The 16919-nt window shown below is 63.3% G+C and carries 16 protein-coding genes; 12 read left to right on the top strand and 4 right to left on the bottom strand.

Annotated features, from left to right (window positions below; translation table 11 throughout):
* Positions 1 to 15: 15 nt before the first annotated feature.
* Both AWC07_RS12725 and AWC07_RS12720 read left to right on the top strand, forming a co-directional pair.
* Positions 16 to 285, top strand: a complete 270-nt coding sequence (locus AWC07_RS12725) for a type II toxin-antitoxin system VapB family antitoxin (protein ID WP_036412062.1) — start codon at positions 16 to 18, stop codon at positions 283 to 285.
* Positions 282 to 677 carry a type II toxin-antitoxin system VapC family toxin gene (locus AWC07_RS12720; RefSeq protein ID WP_036412063.1) on the top strand — a complete coding sequence of 132 codons (396 nt, stop codon included), beginning with the start codon at positions 282 to 284 and terminating at the stop codon, positions 675 to 677. Before AWC07_RS12725 ends, AWC07_RS12720 begins: the two co-directional genes overlap by 4 nt.
* Before the next feature lie 303 nt (positions 678 to 980).
* Here AWC07_RS12720 and AWC07_RS12715 read toward each other — a convergent pair whose 3' ends face one another.
* Positions 981 to 2189 (bottom strand): Fis family transcriptional regulator, encoded by a 1209-nt coding sequence (locus AWC07_RS12715; protein WP_244187574.1) that lies wholly within the window; start codon positions 2187 to 2189, stop codon positions 981 to 983.
* 225 nt (positions 2190 to 2414) lie between these two features.
* Here AWC07_RS12715 and AWC07_RS12710 point away from each other — a divergent pair, with 225 nt between their 5' ends.
* The 10 genes from AWC07_RS12710 (at position 2415) to AWC07_RS12665 (ending at position 14648) form a co-directional block, all read left to right on the top strand.
* Positions 2415 to 4286: a hypothetical protein gene (locus AWC07_RS12710; RefSeq protein WP_036412065.1), complete on the top strand. Its 1872-nt coding sequence runs from the start codon at positions 2415 to 2417 to the stop codon at positions 4284 to 4286.
* Positions 4287 to 4301: 15 nt separating this feature from the next.
* The gene (locus tag AWC07_RS12705) at positions 4302 to 5927 is read left to right on the top strand and encodes a class I SAM-dependent DNA methyltransferase (RefSeq protein WP_036412067.1); all 1626 of its coding nucleotides are present in this window, start codon (positions 4302 to 4304) and stop codon (positions 5925 to 5927) included.
* Complete coding sequence (locus AWC07_RS12700; RefSeq protein ID WP_036412068.1) at positions 5924 to 7024, top strand: restriction endonuclease subunit S; 1101 nt, start codon at positions 5924 to 5926, stop codon at positions 7022 to 7024. The genes AWC07_RS12705 and AWC07_RS12700 overlap by 4 nt, the downstream gene beginning before the upstream one ends.
* Before the next feature lie 23 nt (positions 7025 to 7047).
* A complete protein-coding gene (locus AWC07_RS12695; protein ID WP_084293459.1) occupies positions 7048 to 7239 on the top strand; it encodes a hypothetical protein in 192 nt (63 codons plus the stop codon).
* Entirely contained in the window at positions 7239 to 10430 is a 3192-nt protein-coding gene (locus tag AWC07_RS12690; RefSeq protein WP_036412069.1) for a type I restriction endonuclease subunit R, read from the top strand. The genes AWC07_RS12695 and AWC07_RS12690 overlap by 1 nt, the downstream gene beginning before the upstream one ends.
* Positions 10431 to 10516: 86 nt before the next feature.
* Positions 10517 to 10753 carry a FitA-like ribbon-helix-helix domain-containing protein gene (locus AWC07_RS12685; RefSeq protein ID WP_036417665.1) on the top strand — a complete coding sequence of 79 codons (237 nt, stop codon included), beginning with the start codon at positions 10517 to 10519 and terminating at the stop codon, positions 10751 to 10753.
* The gene (locus AWC07_RS12680; protein ID WP_036417667.1) at positions 10750 to 11148 is read left to right on the top strand and encodes a type II toxin-antitoxin system VapC family toxin; all 399 of its coding nucleotides are present in this window, start codon (positions 10750 to 10752) and stop codon (positions 11146 to 11148) included. The genes AWC07_RS12685 and AWC07_RS12680 overlap by 4 nt, the downstream gene beginning before the upstream one ends.
* Positions 11149 to 11226: 78 nt before the next feature.
* Positions 11227 to 11979 (top strand): FAD-dependent thymidylate synthase, encoded by a 753-nt coding sequence (thyX, locus tag AWC07_RS12675; protein ID WP_036417668.1) that lies wholly within the window; start codon positions 11227 to 11229, stop codon positions 11977 to 11979.
* Positions 11980 to 12049: 70 nt separating this feature from the next.
* Positions 12050 to 12952 carry a 4-hydroxy-tetrahydrodipicolinate synthase gene (gene dapA, locus AWC07_RS12670; protein ID WP_036417687.1) on the top strand — a complete coding sequence of 301 codons (903 nt, stop codon included), beginning with the start codon at positions 12050 to 12052 and terminating at the stop codon, positions 12950 to 12952.
* Between the two features lie 19 nt (positions 12953 to 12971).
* A complete protein-coding gene (locus tag AWC07_RS12665) occupies positions 12972 to 14648 on the top strand; it encodes a ribonuclease J (protein ID WP_036417670.1) in 1677 nt (558 codons plus the stop codon).
* Positions 14649 to 14758: 110 nt separating this feature from the next.
* On the opposite strand, the gene AWC07_RS12660 is transcribed toward AWC07_RS12665, so the two are convergent.
* The 3 genes from AWC07_RS12660 to AWC07_RS12650 are packed head-to-tail and all read right to left on the bottom strand — an operon-like array spanning position 14759 to position 16782.
* A complete protein-coding gene (locus AWC07_RS12660) occupies positions 14759 to 15631 on the bottom strand; it encodes an SAM-dependent methyltransferase (protein ID WP_036417672.1) in 873 nt (290 codons plus the stop codon).
* 3 nt (positions 15632 to 15634) lie between these two features.
* On the bottom strand, positions 15635 to 16468 hold the full coding sequence (locus tag AWC07_RS12655) for a mycofactocin-coupled SDR family oxidoreductase (RefSeq protein WP_036417674.1): 834 nt from the start codon (positions 16466 to 16468) through the stop codon (positions 15635 to 15637).
* Positions 16468 to 16782 carry a putative quinol monooxygenase gene (locus tag AWC07_RS12650; protein WP_036417676.1) on the bottom strand — a complete coding sequence of 105 codons (315 nt, stop codon included), beginning with the start codon at positions 16780 to 16782 and terminating at the stop codon, positions 16468 to 16470. The genes AWC07_RS12655 and AWC07_RS12650 overlap by 1 nt, the downstream gene beginning before the upstream one ends.
* Positions 16783 to 16919: the final 137 nt, after the last annotated feature.

Here is a 16919-nt window from a genome sequence, read left to right as displayed (position 1 = left end):
CGGTACCCTTCTACCATGAGCCTGAATATCAAGAGCCAACGCACTGTCGCGCTTGTGCGTCAGCTTGCGGCGCGCACCGGCACCAACCAGACAGCGGCGGTCGAAGACGCCGTCACGCGCCGCCTCGCGGAACTGGACCGCGAAGAGACTGTGCGCGCCGATGCTCGGCACGCAGCGGCCGAGGAGGTCCTGCGCGACCTTGGCAACATTCTCACCGACGAGGACAGGCAGTTGATCCGGCGAAACGAGGTGGAGTTGTACGACGACGATGGTCTGCCGCGGTGATCGTTGATACCTCGGCGATCGTTGCCATCGTGCTCGGCGAACCGGATATCGAAGGGCTCAAAGAGGCGCTGAACCGCTCCAATAACTCGCGGATGTCGGCACCCAATTACGTCGAACTGTGCGCCGTCATACAGCGCCGCGATCGACCCGAGATCAGTCGGCTGGTTGATCGGTTGCTAGAGGCTTATGGAATCCAAATCGCGTCCTTCGACGGCGACCAGGCCCGCGTTGCGGCCCAGGCATATCGCGACTACGGACGCGGCAGCGGGCATCCGGCCCGCCTCAACCTCGGCGATACCTACAGCTACGCCCTGGCCCATGTCTCCGGCGAGCCGCTGCTCTTCCGGGGTGATGATTTCGCGCACACCGATATCCGGTCTGCCTGTGCCTGAGCCCGGGGCCGAAGCGCAGGCAGTGCGTCAGTCAACGGCCATGATCCGAAGTAATTGCAGTCCAGAAGTTTTCGATCTTCGTTGCGCTTATCGGAATCGGGCCAGTGCGCTCCCGCCGCTCGGCATCGTGGGCCCGATGGGCGATTAAAAGTTAAGCCGCGGCCCCAGCCGGCGGATTGTCGGGTGAGTCGGCTTCGGCTTCGGCCAGCGCCTCAGACAGCAATCGCTGGATGCCGGAATTGATTCCAGTGCAGGAGCTTTCGATCTTCGTTGCCTGCTTTTGAATGGAACCCGCCGCCTTTTTCACTTCGTCGATCTTTCAAGCTGGGCCATCGCCTCGGTGATCTTCTCCTCTGCTGTGGCGATTTGGTGTGCACCCTTGCGCGCGGTAGCTGCCAGCGCGCTGGCCCGCAGCATCATAACGGCAGTTTGCAGTAGTTCGGGGTTGTCCGACTCGGGGTCGAATGCGAGCACGATGCGCCGAGGTCCGAGCACACGGATGGACCGGCCGCCGTTTTGTGTAGGAGTTCGTACCAGCCCCAGTGACGCCGCTGCATGACGGTTCCGCTCCGCCTCATCGAAGTACTCGGACCACTTGTCGCGTGGTGAGTCTGTCATCTCGATGACCACCCGGGCGGCGCCGGCGTCCACCGTGAACAATCCGTCCCCCTTCTTTGATCGCGGCACGTCGCCGACGATTGCGCGGGTGTCGGTATATTCGTCGCCGAGCCCGTCGGCAATCGCCGAGAGCACCGCGTTTAGCTGGTTCTCGAACGTGTCACCCTTGATTGGCGTGATCTTTGCCAGGCTGGCCTTGGCGTCTTGGACCTTCAGCACAGTCGCGAGTTCGTCGAGCTTCTTAACCAAGTCTTTGTGGTTGGTGTCGAAATGCTCGGCCAACTTGCGCTGCTGCGCCTGGAGCTCCGCGGTGTGCTTCGCCATCGGCGACGTGGGATCACTGGGATCGAACTGCTTCACGGCCTGTGCGATCAGGTCCGTCGTGCCCGCCTTCACCTTGGCGTCGAGAGCGGTTCCGAATTTATCGAGAACGGGCTGCAGCCGATCTAACAACTCAGGGTTCTCACCGCTGAAAATCCGTCGCAACTCCGCGTTGAGGCCCTTAGTCGCCACCGAGACCGATTCGCTGAATTCCTTTCGACTGGCTTCGTCAGCCTCGACGGTGGCCCTTTTGGCGTCGTAGGCCGCCTTCGCTACCACCTCTGACGCGGCCCTCGCGGCTCGTTCGGTGTTTGCTACGGCCTTGTTGGTCGTTTCAGCGATCCGCTGCCCGACTTCCTTCAGCATCTGTTCTAGGGCTCGGGATTCCTGCGCCTGGCCGGCCGCGGATAGCGCGTGGGCGCCAATCTTGACGGCCTCGGTCACAAATTGCGAAAGGTCGGCGCCGGCGAGAATGGCGGGATCATCGACGATCGCTCCGCGTTCGCCGCTAGTCCAACGTTGCGCTTCACGCGGAACGTCCTTGTCGCGCACCGTAAGTCGGTCGATGACCACGGCGGAGAGGTTGTCGTCGAAATGCGCGTGTCGGTTGTGATCGGGCGTGGGCGTCCCTCCTCGGGTAGGGGCTGCCGCACGTGTGGCAGCGCGATGAAGGGCAGAATTGGCCGTACTCATTTTAGTAGTCAAGAAAATCACTGATAAGCCTGCTTATCAGATACTGGCATTGCTATATCCAGACCTGGGCTTAATTATGTGAGCTGACCGGAGGAAGGGGCCACGGTGAACACGCTGACGCTGCAGGACGTCGCCGACCTTGCCAAGGTACGCCGGCCTGTGGTCAGCATGTGGCGAAAACGCCCAATTGTTCGCGGCGTGTCGATTCCATTCCCGGAACCGGTGGAGGTCGTCGACGGCGTCGCGCGGTTCGCCTGGGATGAGATGGTCGACTGGCTGACGCGCACCCGCCGCGGCAAGAACTCAGAACACGCCTATGACGCACCTGCGGTGGCCGTGCCCGACGGCGCGGAGCTGGAGGATGTGGTGACGCTGTTGTGCTGGCACGTCGTGACTGGAGAGGAACTCGGGGACACCTCGCTTGGCCAACGCGTTCGACGGGCAGAACAGTTCGACCCGGATGATGTTGTGTTGCTGCGTGAGATCCGCCGCTTGCAGGCCTCGGATGCGGTGCTCACCTACGTCGACGATCTGGTGGAGGCCTCGTTCGGGCCGCCCGATGCGTTGGCGCGGCTTGAGCGAGGGCGTCTGAAGCGGGTGCAGGGGGTGCGGGAGCTGACACCGGCCGCGGTGGAGTTGCTCGGCTGGATCGTTGGGGCGGCGGCCACACACCTCGGGCAAGAGCCCGTCGTCATGCGCGCCGACGATTCGCTCGTCGCCCTCGATATAGCCGCGGCATGCGAACTCGACATCGCTTCGGACAACCGAGAACTTCGGCGCAGAGCGGTGATCCGCGGTATCCCCGTCAGGGAACCGACCGTTCGGTCCGGCATTTCCGTGTCATCGTTCGTCGGACTGGGCATCTCGGAAACGCTTGACGGTGCCGACGACGTCGTCGTCGCGCTGAACGACGGCGACATAGCGCTGGTCGTGGGTCCCGCCGCCGCGCTTTCCGATGAGCTGGCCGGAACCCTGCAACAACGTCGCGCAAGGACACTGCGGGTTGGCAATGTGGTTGCAGCGATCCGACTTCCGCGGGGACTGTGGCGCGAGGCGCACAGGCAGAGCCTTGCCGTATGGATATGCCTGGGAGGTGCCAACGCTCAGCGGCCCTGGGTTGCCGACCTGGGCGCCGTCGACGACCTTGAGCGCAGCGATATTGCTGCTGATGTCGCGGGGGCGTTGGCGCAGACCGAGGATCGCGCCTTTCGGTATGCGCGCCGCGTTGAGCTGGCCAGCGTACTGGCCGCGGGTTCGGTAGTACCCCGCGGGGTACGGGCGCCGACATTGCGAGAACCGGAACCGTCCGCACACCTGGATCGCGTCCATGCTGCGACGTTGACCACGACCTCGCCGTTGAGGCCGTTGGATGTCCTGGTAGCGCCCTCGCCAGGACGCTTCCGACTGGTACACCGATCCCTTGGCGAGCTCCATGAACGCAAGCATTTAATTGTCAAGCGCGGCAACAGAATCGATTTGGCTGATGCCTCACCTCACGGGACGGTGCCGGTGCTACCACCCGAAATAGCCGGAACGATCACACTCGACCCGTTCGACGCCGCCCGCAAGTATCCGCGTGCGGTCCGCACCGAGCCTGACGACGTGATCTTCGTAGAGAAGCCGCGCCCGCGCGCCTGGGTCGACACGGTTGGCGGCGCCATGGTCGCCTGCCCCGCGCGGATCATCCGGCTGCGTGACTCGGCCGAGATAGGCCCCATGGTCCTCGCAACGGTAATCAACGAAATGGCTTCTGCAGGAAGCGAATGGAAGACGTGGACGGTTCCTACCATGCGCCGCGACGAGGCGGCGCGGCTCGAAGAGGCGCTGACGCGGGCTGAGGAGTTCGAACGCGAAGCGCACCGGCGGGTCGACGCAGCGCGGGATCTGAAGACCGCCCTGATCGAGGGGGTCGCGGCGGGCGCCCTCACGCTCGATGCCCACCCCACCACGCCCGGGATCCCCGTGGCCGAGAGATAGGAAGGAAATCCTCCGATGCCTCCGAGAAAGAAGCAGCTGGAGCCGCAGGCGCCGTCGACCATGAAAGAGCTCAAGGACACGCTCTGGAAGGCTGCCGACAAATTGCGGGGGTCGCTATCGGCCAGCCAGTACAAGGACGTGATCCTGGGTCTAGTGTTCCTTAAATACGTGTCGGACGCGTATGACGAACGGCGAGAGGCGATTCGTGCCGAACTGGCTGCCGATGGGATGGACGAGTCTCAGATCGAAGACCTGATCGACGATCCTGAGGAGTACCAGGGCTACGGCGTGTTCGTGGTGCCGCCGAATGCACGCTGGAAGTTCTTGGCGGAGAACGCAAAAGGAAAGCCGGCGATTGGCCATGAGATGGCGAAGAACATCGGCCAGCTGATCGACGAGGCGATGGATGCGGTGATGAAGGCCAACCCGACGCTGGCCGGGACACTGCCGCGGTTATACAACAAGGACAACATCGACCAGCGCCGGCTGGGTGAGCTGATTGACCTGTTCAACAGCGCACGGTTCAGTCGTCAAGGCGAACACCGTGCGCGCGACCTCATGGGCGAGGTCTATGAATACTTTCTCGGGAATTTCGCACGTGCGGAAGGCAAACGGGGTGGGGAGTTCTTCACCCCGCCCAGCGTGGTCAAGGTGATCGTTGAGGTGCTCGAACCGTCACGGGGGCGGGTGTATGACCCGTGCTGTGGGTCGGGCGGCATGTTCGTGCAGACCGAGAAGTTCATCTACGAACACGACGGCGATCCGAAGGACATCTCGATCTACGGCCAAGAGAGCATCGAAGAAACATGGCGGATGGCCAAGATGAACCTCGCGATTCACGGCATCGACAACAAGGGCCTCGGAGCGCGGTGGGGCGACACCTTCGCTCGCGATCAGCATGCCGATGTGCAGATGGATTACGTGATGGCCAATCCGCCGTTCAACATCAAGCACTGGTCGCGCAACGAGGAAGACCCGCGCTGGCGCTTCGGCGTTCCGCCGGCCAACAACGCCAACTATGCCTGGATTCAACACATCCTGTCCAAGCTGGCGCCGGGGGGCAAGGCCGGGGTGGTGATGGCAAACGGCTCAATGTCGTCAAACACCAACGGCGAGGGTGATATTCGTGCGCAGATTGTCGAAGCCGATCTGGTGGCGTGCATGGTCGCGTTGCCGACGCAGCTGTTTCGTAGCACAGGAATACCCGTGTGCCTGTGGTTTTTTGCGAAGGACAAGACGCCCGGTAAGCAGGGTTCTGTTGACCGGTCTAGGCAGGTGCTGTTTATCGATGCGCGCGAGTTGGGCTACCTGGTGGACCGAGCCGAGCGTGCGCTGACCAACGAGGAGATCGTCCGGATCGGCGACACCTACCACGCGTGGCGAGGGTCTGCCTCGGCCGCCGCGAAAGGGCTTACCTATCAGGATATTCCGGGATTTTGCAAATCGGCGACGTTGGAGGAGATTAAGGCGGCTGACTATGCGTTAACGCCGGGACGGTATGTTGGTGCGCCCGAGGTCGAGGACGACGGTGAGCCAATCGACGAGAAGATCGCGCGGCTAACGAAGGAGCTGTTAGTGGCGTTCGACGAGTCTGCGCGGCTGGAGAAGGTGGTGCGGGAACAGCTGGAGCGGTTGTCGTGAGTCGGGCGTGGCCGATTGTTCAGTTCGGGGATGTCCTTGAACTGCAACGAGGGCATGATCTACCTACCTCGTCGCGTTGCTCCGGAACTGTGCCTGTTATCGGTTCTTTTGGCGTGACGGGCAGTCATAACCAGGCAGCTTACGATGGTCCCGGTGTCGCCATTGGTAGGAGCGGCGCAGCGATTGGTACTGCGACCTTTGTTGATGCGCCGTTCTGGCCGCTTAACACATGCTTATTTGTTCGCGACTTCAAAGGAAACGATCCCCGTTGGGTCTATCGGCTCCTTCAGGTGACCGACTTCTTGGCGTTCAATTCGGGAAGTGCCCAGCCATCATTGAATCGCAACTTTCTTCGAAATATCGAAGTCCCGCTCCCCCCAATTTATGAACAGCGTGCAATCGCTGAATTGCTGGGAGCGTTCGACGACAAGATCGCTGCTAACGAGCGGGTTGTCGACGCTGCAGAAGCATTGATGTTGGCAGCTGCCGAATCAGTTACAGTGCGCACGCCGCTGTCCACGCTAGCGAGTCAATCGAATGCGTCTCGTAGGCCTGAAGAGTTCGCGGATTCCATTGCGCATTTCAGTCTTCCCGCATTCGACGCCAACGCTCAACCTGAGATCGTGGGCGGGGCGAGCGTCAAGAGCAGCAAGTTTTTTCTTTCGAAACCGTGCGTGTTGTTTTCTAAGCTGAATCCGCGGATACCTCGTATTTGGGACGTCTGCACCTTACCAGCAGAGATGGCCTTGGCTAGTACAGAGTTCGTCGTCCTCATACCGGCCTGCGTGGATGCAACATTGTTGTGGGCTACGTTGCGTCAAACCGACATATCAGAAGAGTTGACACAGATGGTCGCTGGTACATCTGGTAGCCACCAACGGATTAGGCCCCATGATCTACTTGGTGCCTGGGTGCGGGACATACGCGAACTGGAGCCTGATCTCGCTAGCTTGCTCGTCGATCTCGGACAGGTATGCCATCGACGCCGGAAAGAGTCGCAACTACTGGCACGGACCCGCGACCAACTTCTCCCCGTCCTGATGTCCGGCAAGATTCGGGTCAAGGATGCCGCGGCATCCGTGGGCGAGGTGTTGTGAGCACCGCAGGGCACGACTCATGAGTGAGCACGGCGTGCGGCCGACAGGGTCGGGCCCGGCTGGGGTACACCACACCGATCGGTGTGGCGGAGAGGAAGACCGCTATCACCGAGAGCCTGCCCGCCGAACTCGAATCCATCCTTCCCGCAGTGGAAGAACTCGAAATTGAGTTGGCATGCGCCCCCGGCGGCGTCCCACACGAAGGAGACGGCTGATGACCGGATTCAGTGAAGCCGATTGGGAACAGCTCGCGCTGGACACGCTCGGCGAACATGAATGGCAAAAGCTCACCGGAACGCAGATCGCTCCAGGCGCTGAGGGTGGCCGCCAGTCGTGGACCGACATCACCCTGCCCGACCGCATGTTGGCCAAGATGCGCGACCTCAATCCGCACGTTCCCGCTGAGTACCTCGACCAGGCCCGCGCCGCGATCATCCAGCCGCAGTCGCAGGACGCGATCGCCGAGAACTACCGCATACACCAGCTGCTGGTACACGGCTACCGCGGCATCACTTACATCGACGTCGACGGTATCGAGCAGAACCCCACCATCCGTTTGGTCAGCCACCGACCTGAAGACAACGAATTCCTTGCGGTGCAACAGGTCACGGTCCGCAGCACCGAACATCAACGGCGCTTCGACGTCGTGCTATACCTCAATGGCATGCCGGTCGCGATCTTCGAACTCAAGCAGGCCGGTTCGGCACACGCCGACATCGCCGCCGCACACGCACAACTGCAGACGTATCTGCGGGAGTTCCCAATGGCGTTTCGTTTCACGGTGCTGGTGGTCGCCAGCGACGGCATCACCGCCCGATACGGAACACCGTTCACTCCGCTGGAGCACTTCGCTCCTTGGAACGTCGATGACGACGGCAGGCCCGTGCCGTATGGCGAGCCCTCCGATAAAGAAGACGTTCCGATCGAACTCGAAACCCTCATCGACGGGTTATTCAACACCGAGCGGTTCCTGCAGCTCCTGCGCAACTTCACGGCTTTCGATGAGGACGGCGACGGGCTCGTCAAGCGAATCGCCAAGCCGCACCAGTATTTTGCCGTCACCAAGGCCGTGTGGAAGACGGTGCAAGCCACCGAAAGCAATGGCAAGGCCGGCGTTGTCTGGCACACGCAAGGCTCCGGCAAGTCGATGGAGATGGAGCTTTATGCGCACCTGGTCGCCAACCAGCCTAAGCTGAAAAACCCGACCATCGTCGTCGTCACCGACCGCAAGGAGCTCGACACCCAGCTGTTCGAGACCTTCAATCGGTCACGGCTGCTTGACGAATCGCCGAAGAAGATGACCAAGCGCTCGGAGCTGCGCGACGAGCTGTCCAATCGAACCACTGGGGGCATCTACTTCACCACCTTGCAGAAGTTCGGCCTGACCAAAGAGGAACGCGCATCGGGCACCGATCACCCGTTGCTCACCGACCGGCGCAACATCATCGTCGTCGTCGACGAGGCCCACCGCAGCCACTACGACGACCTCGACGGCTATGCCCGCCACATCCGCGACGCCCTACCGAACGCCGTCTTCATCGCGTTCACCGGCACGCCGATCTCGGAAGTGGCCCGCAACACTCGCGAAGTCTTCGGCCCCGATATCGACGTCTACGACCTCACCCGCGCTGTTGCTGACAATGCCACCGTCCCAGTGTATTTCGAGCCTCGACTAGCGAAAGTCGGGTGGTCCAAGGACTTCAGCGAAGACGACCTCGACCACGCCGTCGACGAGGCAACGCTTGGACTCGACGACGTGGAGCGCGCTCAAATCGAAAAGTCAGTCGCGGTCATCAACGCCATCTATGGCGCGCCCGAGCGGCTGGCGACGCTCGCCGCGGACATCGTCAGCCATTGGGATGCCCGATCTGCCGAGATGCGCAAATTCATCTCCTCACCCGGTAAGGCGTTCATCGTCGGCGCCACCCGCCAGATTTGCGCACAGCTATACGAGGAGATCATCAAATTACGACCGCATTGGCACGACGACTCCATCAACAAGGGCGTGATCAAAGTCGTCTACTCCGGCTCCCCGCAAGACCAGGGGATCATTGCCAAACACGTTCGCCGCGAAAGCCAAAACAAGGCGATTCAACGGCGGCTGCGTGACGCCGAAGACGAGCTGCAGATCGTAATCGTCAAGGACATGATGCTCACCGGCTTCGACGCGCCGCCGCTACACACGCTCTACCTCGACCGCCCCCTCAAGGGGGCGCTGCTGATGCAGACGCTGGCGCGAGTCAACCGAACATTCCGTGGCAAGCCATCGGGACTCTTGGTCGCCTACGCGCCGCTCGCGGAAAACCTCGCCGCAGCACTCGCCGAATACACGGAGACCGACCGCCACACCAAGCCCGTCGGCAAGGACATCGACACGGCGGTGAAGCTGACCGCCGATCTCGTCGGTCAGCTCGACCAGCTGTGCGCCGGATACGACTGGCGATCGAAAGCCAAGGCGCCACAACATGGATGGATGAAGGCCGCGATCGGCCTCACCGCTTACCTGCGCTCACCATCCACTCCGGGAAATCAGGTTCCCGACGAAGAGCCGAACTTTGGGGACCGGTTCCGCAAGCTCGCCAACCACCTGGCCCGCGCGTGGTCGCTGTGCGCCGGCAACGAAACCCTGGATGCCTTGCGGCCGACAATCAGGTTCTATGAGCAAGTCCGGGTATGGATGGGCAAGTTCGACGCCGAACAGCGGCGGGCCGAAGGCAAGCCAGTCCCAGAAGAGATCAAACGGTTGCTTTCCAGCCTCGTCGATGAATCGACCGCGTCGGGCGACATTTTTGACATCTACGACGCTGCGGGCCTGCCGAAGCCGGCGCTGTCAGACCTTGGCCCGGACTATGAACTCAAGGCTAAAGCCGCAGCGCATCCGCACCTGGCGATCGAGGCGCTGCGCGCGGTGCTGACTCAGGAGCTTGCTACGGCCACGAAGAACAACGTGGTGCGGCAGCGCGCGTTCTCCGATCGAATCGCTAAACTAATGCGCCAATACACCAACCAGCAACTCACCTCTGCCGAGGTGATCGCAGAGCTAATCGCGATGGCGAAAGAGGTTGCGGCCGAAGGTAACCGAGGCAAGCGCTTTACCCCGCCGCTATCCCACGATGAGTTGGCCTTCTACGACGCGGTAGCCCAGAACGAGTCCGCGGTCGAGCTTCAGGGTGAGGAAGTGCTGGCCCAGATCTCGCGCGGGCTGGTTGGTGTGATGCAGCGTGATACCAAGACCGACTGGACCGTGCGTGACGACGTACGCGCGAAGCTGCGCTCCTCGATCAAGCGCCTGCTGGTGAAGTACCGGTACCCGCCGGACAAGCAGCCGGAAGCAATCAAGTTGGTCATCGAACAAATGGAGGCACTCGCGCCGCACTACGCGGAGCGGGCACGCTATGCCGGTTAACGTCGAGAAGCCGCGAACAAGCACCAAGCAGCCTGTGCGCCACCCGAAGCGCTATTTTAGCGCTAAGATAGCGCTAAAATAGCGCTATGGCCACAATACAGATCCGCGAGATACCCGACGAAGCCTACGAGGTCATCCGCAAGCGCGCCCGTGCTGCGGGGCGCTCCATCCAGTCCTACATGCGAGATTGGGTGATCCAGTTCGCGAGCCGTCCGACCACCGACGAAGCGCTGGCAGCCATGGAAGCCGCGCGAGAAGCCAGCGAGACACCGGGGGCGACCAGGGAGTCCATCCTCACCGACTTGGCTGCGGACCGGCGGTGAACGACTACGTCATCGATGCGTCGGCGCTAGTGCTGGCTTTGGCCGGCAAGACGAAAGCCGCCGACAGACTTCGGGCCCGCCTGCCGGGCATGCGGCGACACGCACCACACCTGATCGACGCCGAAGTGGGCAACGTGCTGCGTCGCCATGAGCTTGCGGGTCTCATCAGCACTAGGGAGGCTGAGACTGCGGCGCGTGTCGCCAGCTTGCTCATCGACGACCGATATCCGCACGTCGGCGTACTTGCTCGACGCGCATGGACCCTGCGTCACACCATGACTTTCTACGACGCGCTCTACGTGGCACTCGCCAGCTACCTCGACATCCCACTACTCACCGGCGATGCGCGTCTTAGCCGCGCGCCGGGACTGATCTGCCAGACCGAACTGGTTTGAACAATAGGCTCTGGTTGGACCGAGGGTTGTGTGCGACAGCCTCAGAGCCTGACGGGTCGCCCCGCTAGGGTGAGCGCCGTGGCCCAAACCGCCCCGCTACGTGTGCACCTGATCGCCAAGACTGACTTCCTGGCACCGCCCGACGTGCCGTGGACCACCGATGCCGACGGCGGCTCGGCGTTGGTGGAGTTCGCCGGTCGGGCGTGCTACCAGAGCTGGTCCAAACCCAATCCCAGGACCGCGACCAACGACGGATACCTCAAGCACATCATCGACGTCGGCCATTTCTCGGTGCTCGAGCACGCGAGCGTGTCCTTCTACGTCACCGGGATTTCGCGGTCGTGCACCCATGAACTGATCCGGCACCGCCACTTCTCTTATTCGCAGCTGTCGCAGCGTTACGTGCCCGAAGGCGACTCGCAGGTCGTCGTGCCCCCGGGAATGGAGGACGACGCGGAACTGCAGCAGATCCTGACCGCCGCCGCCGACGCCAGCCGCGCCACCTACACCGAGTTGCTGACCAAGCTGGAGGCCAAGTTCGCCGACCAGCCCAACGCCGTGCTGCGGCGCAAACAGGCACGCCAGGCCGCCCGTGCCGTGCTGCCCAACGCCACCGAGACCCGCATCGTGGTGACCGGCAACTACCGGGCGTGGCGGCACTTCATCGCCATGCGGGCCAGCGAGCACGCTGATGTGGAGATCCGGCGGCTGGCCATCGAGTGCCTGCGTCAGCTCGCCGACGTCGCACCCGCGGTGTTCGCCGACTTCGAGGTCACGACCCTGGCCGACGGCAGCGAGGTTGCGACGAGTCCGCTGGCCACCGAAGCCTGAGGCTTGGCCCGCGCACACGCGCTGGCGCTGCTGCCAAAAAGCTTGGCGGCGCCAGGTAACCTTGGACAACGTGAGCACCGTCGGATTCGACGTCCCCGCGCGCTTGGGGACATTGCTGACCGCGATGGTGACACCATTCGGCGCCGATGGCTCCCTGGACACCGCCGCCGCGGCGCGCCTGGCCAATCGCCTGGTGGACCAGGGATGCGATGGCCTGGTGGTTTCGGGTACCACGGGTGAGTCGCCGACGACCACCGACGACGAGAAGCTCGAGTTGCTGCGTGTCGTCTTGGAGGCGGTGGGTGACCGGGCGCGGGTGATCGCCGGCGCCGGCACCTACGACACCGCGCACAGCATCCGGCTGGCCCAGGCGTGCGCTGCCGAGGGAGCGCACGGGCTGCTGGTGGTCACCCCGTACTACTCGAAGCCGCCGCAGAGCGGGCTGCTGGCGCACTTCACCGCCGTTGCCGATGCGACCGATCTGCCGGTGCTGCTTTACGACATCCCGGGCAGGTCCGGCGTGCCGATCGAGCCCGAGACCATCCGCGCGCTGGCGTCGCACCCCAACATCGTCGGGGTCAAAGACGCCAAAGCCGACCTGCCCAGCGGCGCCCAGATCATCGCCGACACCGGACTGGCCTATTACTCCGGCGACGACGCGCTCAACCTGCCGTGGCTGGCAATGGGTGCCATCGGGTTCATCAGTGTGATCGGTCATCTGGCGGCAGGTCAGCTTCGCGAGTTGCTGTCGGCCTTCCAGTCGGGCGACATCGCCACCGCGCGCAAGATCAACGTCGCGGTAAGCCCGTTGTGCAAGGCGATGAGCCGTCTGGGCGGGGTCACCATGGCCAAAGCGGGCCTGCGACTACAGGGCATCGATGTCGGAGACCCCCGGTTGCCGCAGATGCCCGCAACACCGGAGCAGATCGACGCGTTGGTCGCCGATATGCGTGCAGTTTCGGTGCTTCGGTGAGTCATAGAGCGAGCCACCCGTGAACGAAGACCTCCCGCCGCCAGCTCCGTTGGCTGCGGGCGGTTTGCGGGTCACCGCGTTGGGCGGCATCAACGAAATCGGCCGCAACATGACGGTTTTCGAGCATCTGGGCCGGCTGCTGATCATCGACTGCGGGGTGCTGTTCCCCACCCACGACGAACCCGGCGTCGACCTTATCCTGCCTGACCTGCGTCACATCGAAGACCGCCTCGACGACATCGAGGCGCTGGTGTTGACCCATGCGCACGAGGACCACATCGGGGCGATCCCCTTCCTGCTCAAGCTGCGCCCCGACATCCCCGTCGTCGGCTCGAAGTTCACCCTGGCATTGGTTGCCGCGAAATGCCGCGAGCACCGCATCAAACCGGTGTTCGTCGAGGTCGCCGAGGGGCAGAGCAGTAGGCACGGGGTGTTCGAGTGCGAGTACTTCGCGGTCAACCACTCCGTCCCCGACGCGCTGGCCATCGCCGTCTATACTGGCGCGGGAACCGTCTTGCACACCGGCGACATCAAGCTCGATCAACTGCCGCTCGACGGCCGTCCCACCGACCTGCCCGGCATGTCCCGACTGGGCGACGCCGGCGTCGACCTGTTCTTGTGCGACTCCACCAACGCCGAGATTCCCGGTGTCGGGCCATCGGAAAGCGAGGTGGGCCCGACGCTGCACCGGTTGATCCGGGGCGCCGAGGGTCGGGTCATCGTGGCATGTTTTGCCTCCAATGTGGATCGGGTGCAGCAGATCATCGACGCCGCAGTGGCTTTGGGCCGGCGAGTGTCATTCGTGGGCCGGTCGATGGTGCGTAACATGGGCATCGCAAGGGAATTGGGTTTTTTGCGGGTGGCCGATTCCGACCTGATCGACATCGCCGCCGCGGAGATGATGCCGGCCGAACAGGTGGTGCTGATCACCACCGGCACGCAGGGCGAACCGATGTCGGCGTTGTCTCGGATGTCGCGCGGCGAACATCGCAGTATCACTCTGACTTCGGGTGATCTCATCGTGTTGTCGTCGTCGCTGATTCCCGGAAACGAGGAGGCGGTCTACGGCGTCATCGACGAGCTCTCCAAGATCGGAACTCGCGTTGTCACCAATGCCCAAGCACGGGTGCATGTTTCCGGACACGCATACAGCGGCGAGCTGCTGTTCCTGTACAACGGACTACGGCCGCGCCATGTGATGCCGGTACACGGGACCTGGCGAATGCTGCGCGCCAATGCGAAGCTCGCGGCCGGCACCGGAGTTCCGGAAGAATCGATCCTGTTGGCCGAGAATGGGGTCAGCGTCGATCTGGTCGGCGGCAGAGCATCGATCGCCGGCGCCGTGCCGGTCGGCAAGATGTTCGTCGACGGGCTGATCACCGGCGACGTCGGCGAAATCACCCTGGGTGAACGGCTGATCCTGTCGTCAGGCTTTGTCGCGGTGACCGTGGTGGTCAAGCGTGGCACCGGGCTCCCGGTGGCGACGCCGCATCTGTATTCGCGCGGCTTTTCCGAAGATCCCAAGGCGCTGGAACCGGCCGTGCGCAAGGTCGAAGCGGAGCTGGAATCGCTGAGCGCCGCCAACGTCACCGATCCGACCCGGATCGCGCAGGGCGTGCGTCGCACGGTCGGCAAGTGGGTGGGTGAAACCTACCGCCGCCAGCCGATGATCGTGCCCACGGTCATCGAGGTCTGATCCTCGCCTTCGCGAAACTTTAACGGCTGCTACGTGTTTCGCCGTGTCGTAGCGGTCATTTAAGTGTCGTGATCGCAGCCGGCCCAGCGAGGCCAGCCAGCCCAGCCGGCCTAGATCTTCTCCGCATAGGCAGACCATTCGATCTGCGAGGCCTTGAGTTTGCGACCGGTGGGCGCGACATAGCGCTGGACGAGTTCGTCCGGCCCGGCTTGTTCCACCAGCCGCCATCCGTATTCGGCGAGAAAATCGGCCACCTGCTCGGGCAGCAAGCCGAAATGCCACAGCTGACGCCGCTGCCGGACAGCACGGTACAGCGTCCGGGTGCCGTATCGGTTGCTCCCGTCGATGAAGTCGCGGCGCACGTAGGTGAACACCAAGCGACTACCCGGTGCGGTGGCGCGCAGTCCGTCCAACGTCCGCCGGACGGCGGGTTCGCTGAGGTACTGGGTCACGCCTTCGCAGATGAAAAAGACCCGATAATCGGTGCGATAGCCGTGCTCGGCCAGCGCGGTGAGCAGATCGTCATGCTCGAAATCCAAGGCTACCAACCGAACTGACAGCGGCAACTCGCCCAGCACGCGTCGGACCGTCTTGGCCTTGCGCGCGATGTTGACCGGCAGGTCCACTTCGAAGACCGGGATGCGTACCTGCCGGGTCAACCGATAAGCGCGGGTGTCCAATCCGGCGCCGAGAATGACGACCGCGTCGACGTCGTCGAGTGCTGCGGCGAGCAAGTCGGCGATGAATCGTTTGCGGCACACCAGGTTCGCCCACAGGCCGCGGCCCGACCACTCCGACCCCGCGATGAACAGGCGCCTGATTGTCGTCGCCCGGGTGGCGCTGACGAGCCAGCGTAGCGGCCTGGGCAAGAACAGGTCCGCGAGGTCGTCGTCCACCAGCCGGTGCTCGGGTGGCTCGTTTTGTTCGACGGCCGATAAGACTATCGGGCCGAATGCAGTCTGCGCAGCGGGATTTCGGGCCATCAGCTACCTCTTGTTCACACAACCCGCGTCGACCGGCAACGGCACGCCGGTGATGTATCGGGCTTCGTCGGACACCAGCCACGCCACGGCATTGGCGACGTCTTCTGCTTGCAGAATCTGCACCGGCAACGCGTTGCCCGCGCCCGACGCGGAGCCGGTCGAAGCGGCCATGTCGGCAAGCCACTGCGCGGTGAACTCGTTGTTGATCATCGGGGTGGCGACAGCGGACGGATGCACGGAGTTAACTCGAATGTTATGGGGTGCAAGCAAATTGGCGTATAGCCGCATCAACCCCACCAGTCCGTGTTTGGCGGCGGTATAGCCGATGGAGCCGGCATCGGCGCTGCCGAAGCCGGCCAGTCCCGCCGCCGAACTGATCAGCACGATTGACCCGCCTTCACCTTGAGAGACCATGCTCGGTATCGCGACATCCACGGTGTGGTAGACGCCGGTGAGGTTGACGTCGATGACGTCGCGCCAGCCGTCGGCGCCCGACTGCATCGGGGCGATCCCGGCATTGGCGACGACGATATCGAGCCGGCCGAATTCGTCGAGGCCGGCCCGCAGCGCGGCGGCCAGCGACGCGCGATCGCGGACGTCGGCTTGTTGTGCGACGATGCGCGCGCCGGTGTCCTCGACGAGCTTGACGGTGAGTGCCAGGTCGTCGGCGGTGCCCAGCGGGTAGGGCACGCTGGCGATCTGCTCGCACAGGTCGACCGCGATCACGTTCGCGCCGTCGGCCGCAAGGCGAACCGCATGGGCGCGGCCCTGGCCGCGCGCGGCTCCGGTGATGAAGGCGACCCGGCCGCTCAGCGGGCCTTGTGACGGCCGAGCCATCAGGGCCGAAGCTGCCCTTTGCCCGGATCGCCCGCTGGGATGGGCTGCAACATCTTGATGTCGGGGGCACCGACCAAGTGGTCACCGGCCGCCTTGGACATCTTGGCGACTGCGGGCGCGGTGCTGTGGACTTTGAGTGCGTCGGCGTCGGCCCATTGTTCGACGAAGACGAAGGTCTCACCCGATTGATGCAGCGAGTACAGCTCACAACCAGGTTCGCCGTGCACCTCTTCGACCACGGTCGTGAGGATGTCGCGGACTGTGTCGACCGACTCGGGCTTGACGGTCAGCGTGGCGACGACGACGACGGGCATGCTGGGTCCTCCTGGAAGTGCGGCGGATTATCGGCGGCGTGACGCGGCATGACGCGGATGACCGCGGATGACCGCGGATGACCGCGGATGACCGCGGATGACAATTGTCACCTCTGGCCACCCTACTCACGCCTGCC

Source organism: Mycobacterium gastri (assembly GCF_002102175.1).
Taxonomy (GTDB): domain Bacteria; phylum Actinomycetota; class Actinomycetes; order Mycobacteriales; family Mycobacteriaceae; genus Mycobacterium; species Mycobacterium gastri.
Note: the sequence above shows the minus strand (reverse complement) of the source record. Positions and strands in the feature narration are given on the sequence as shown.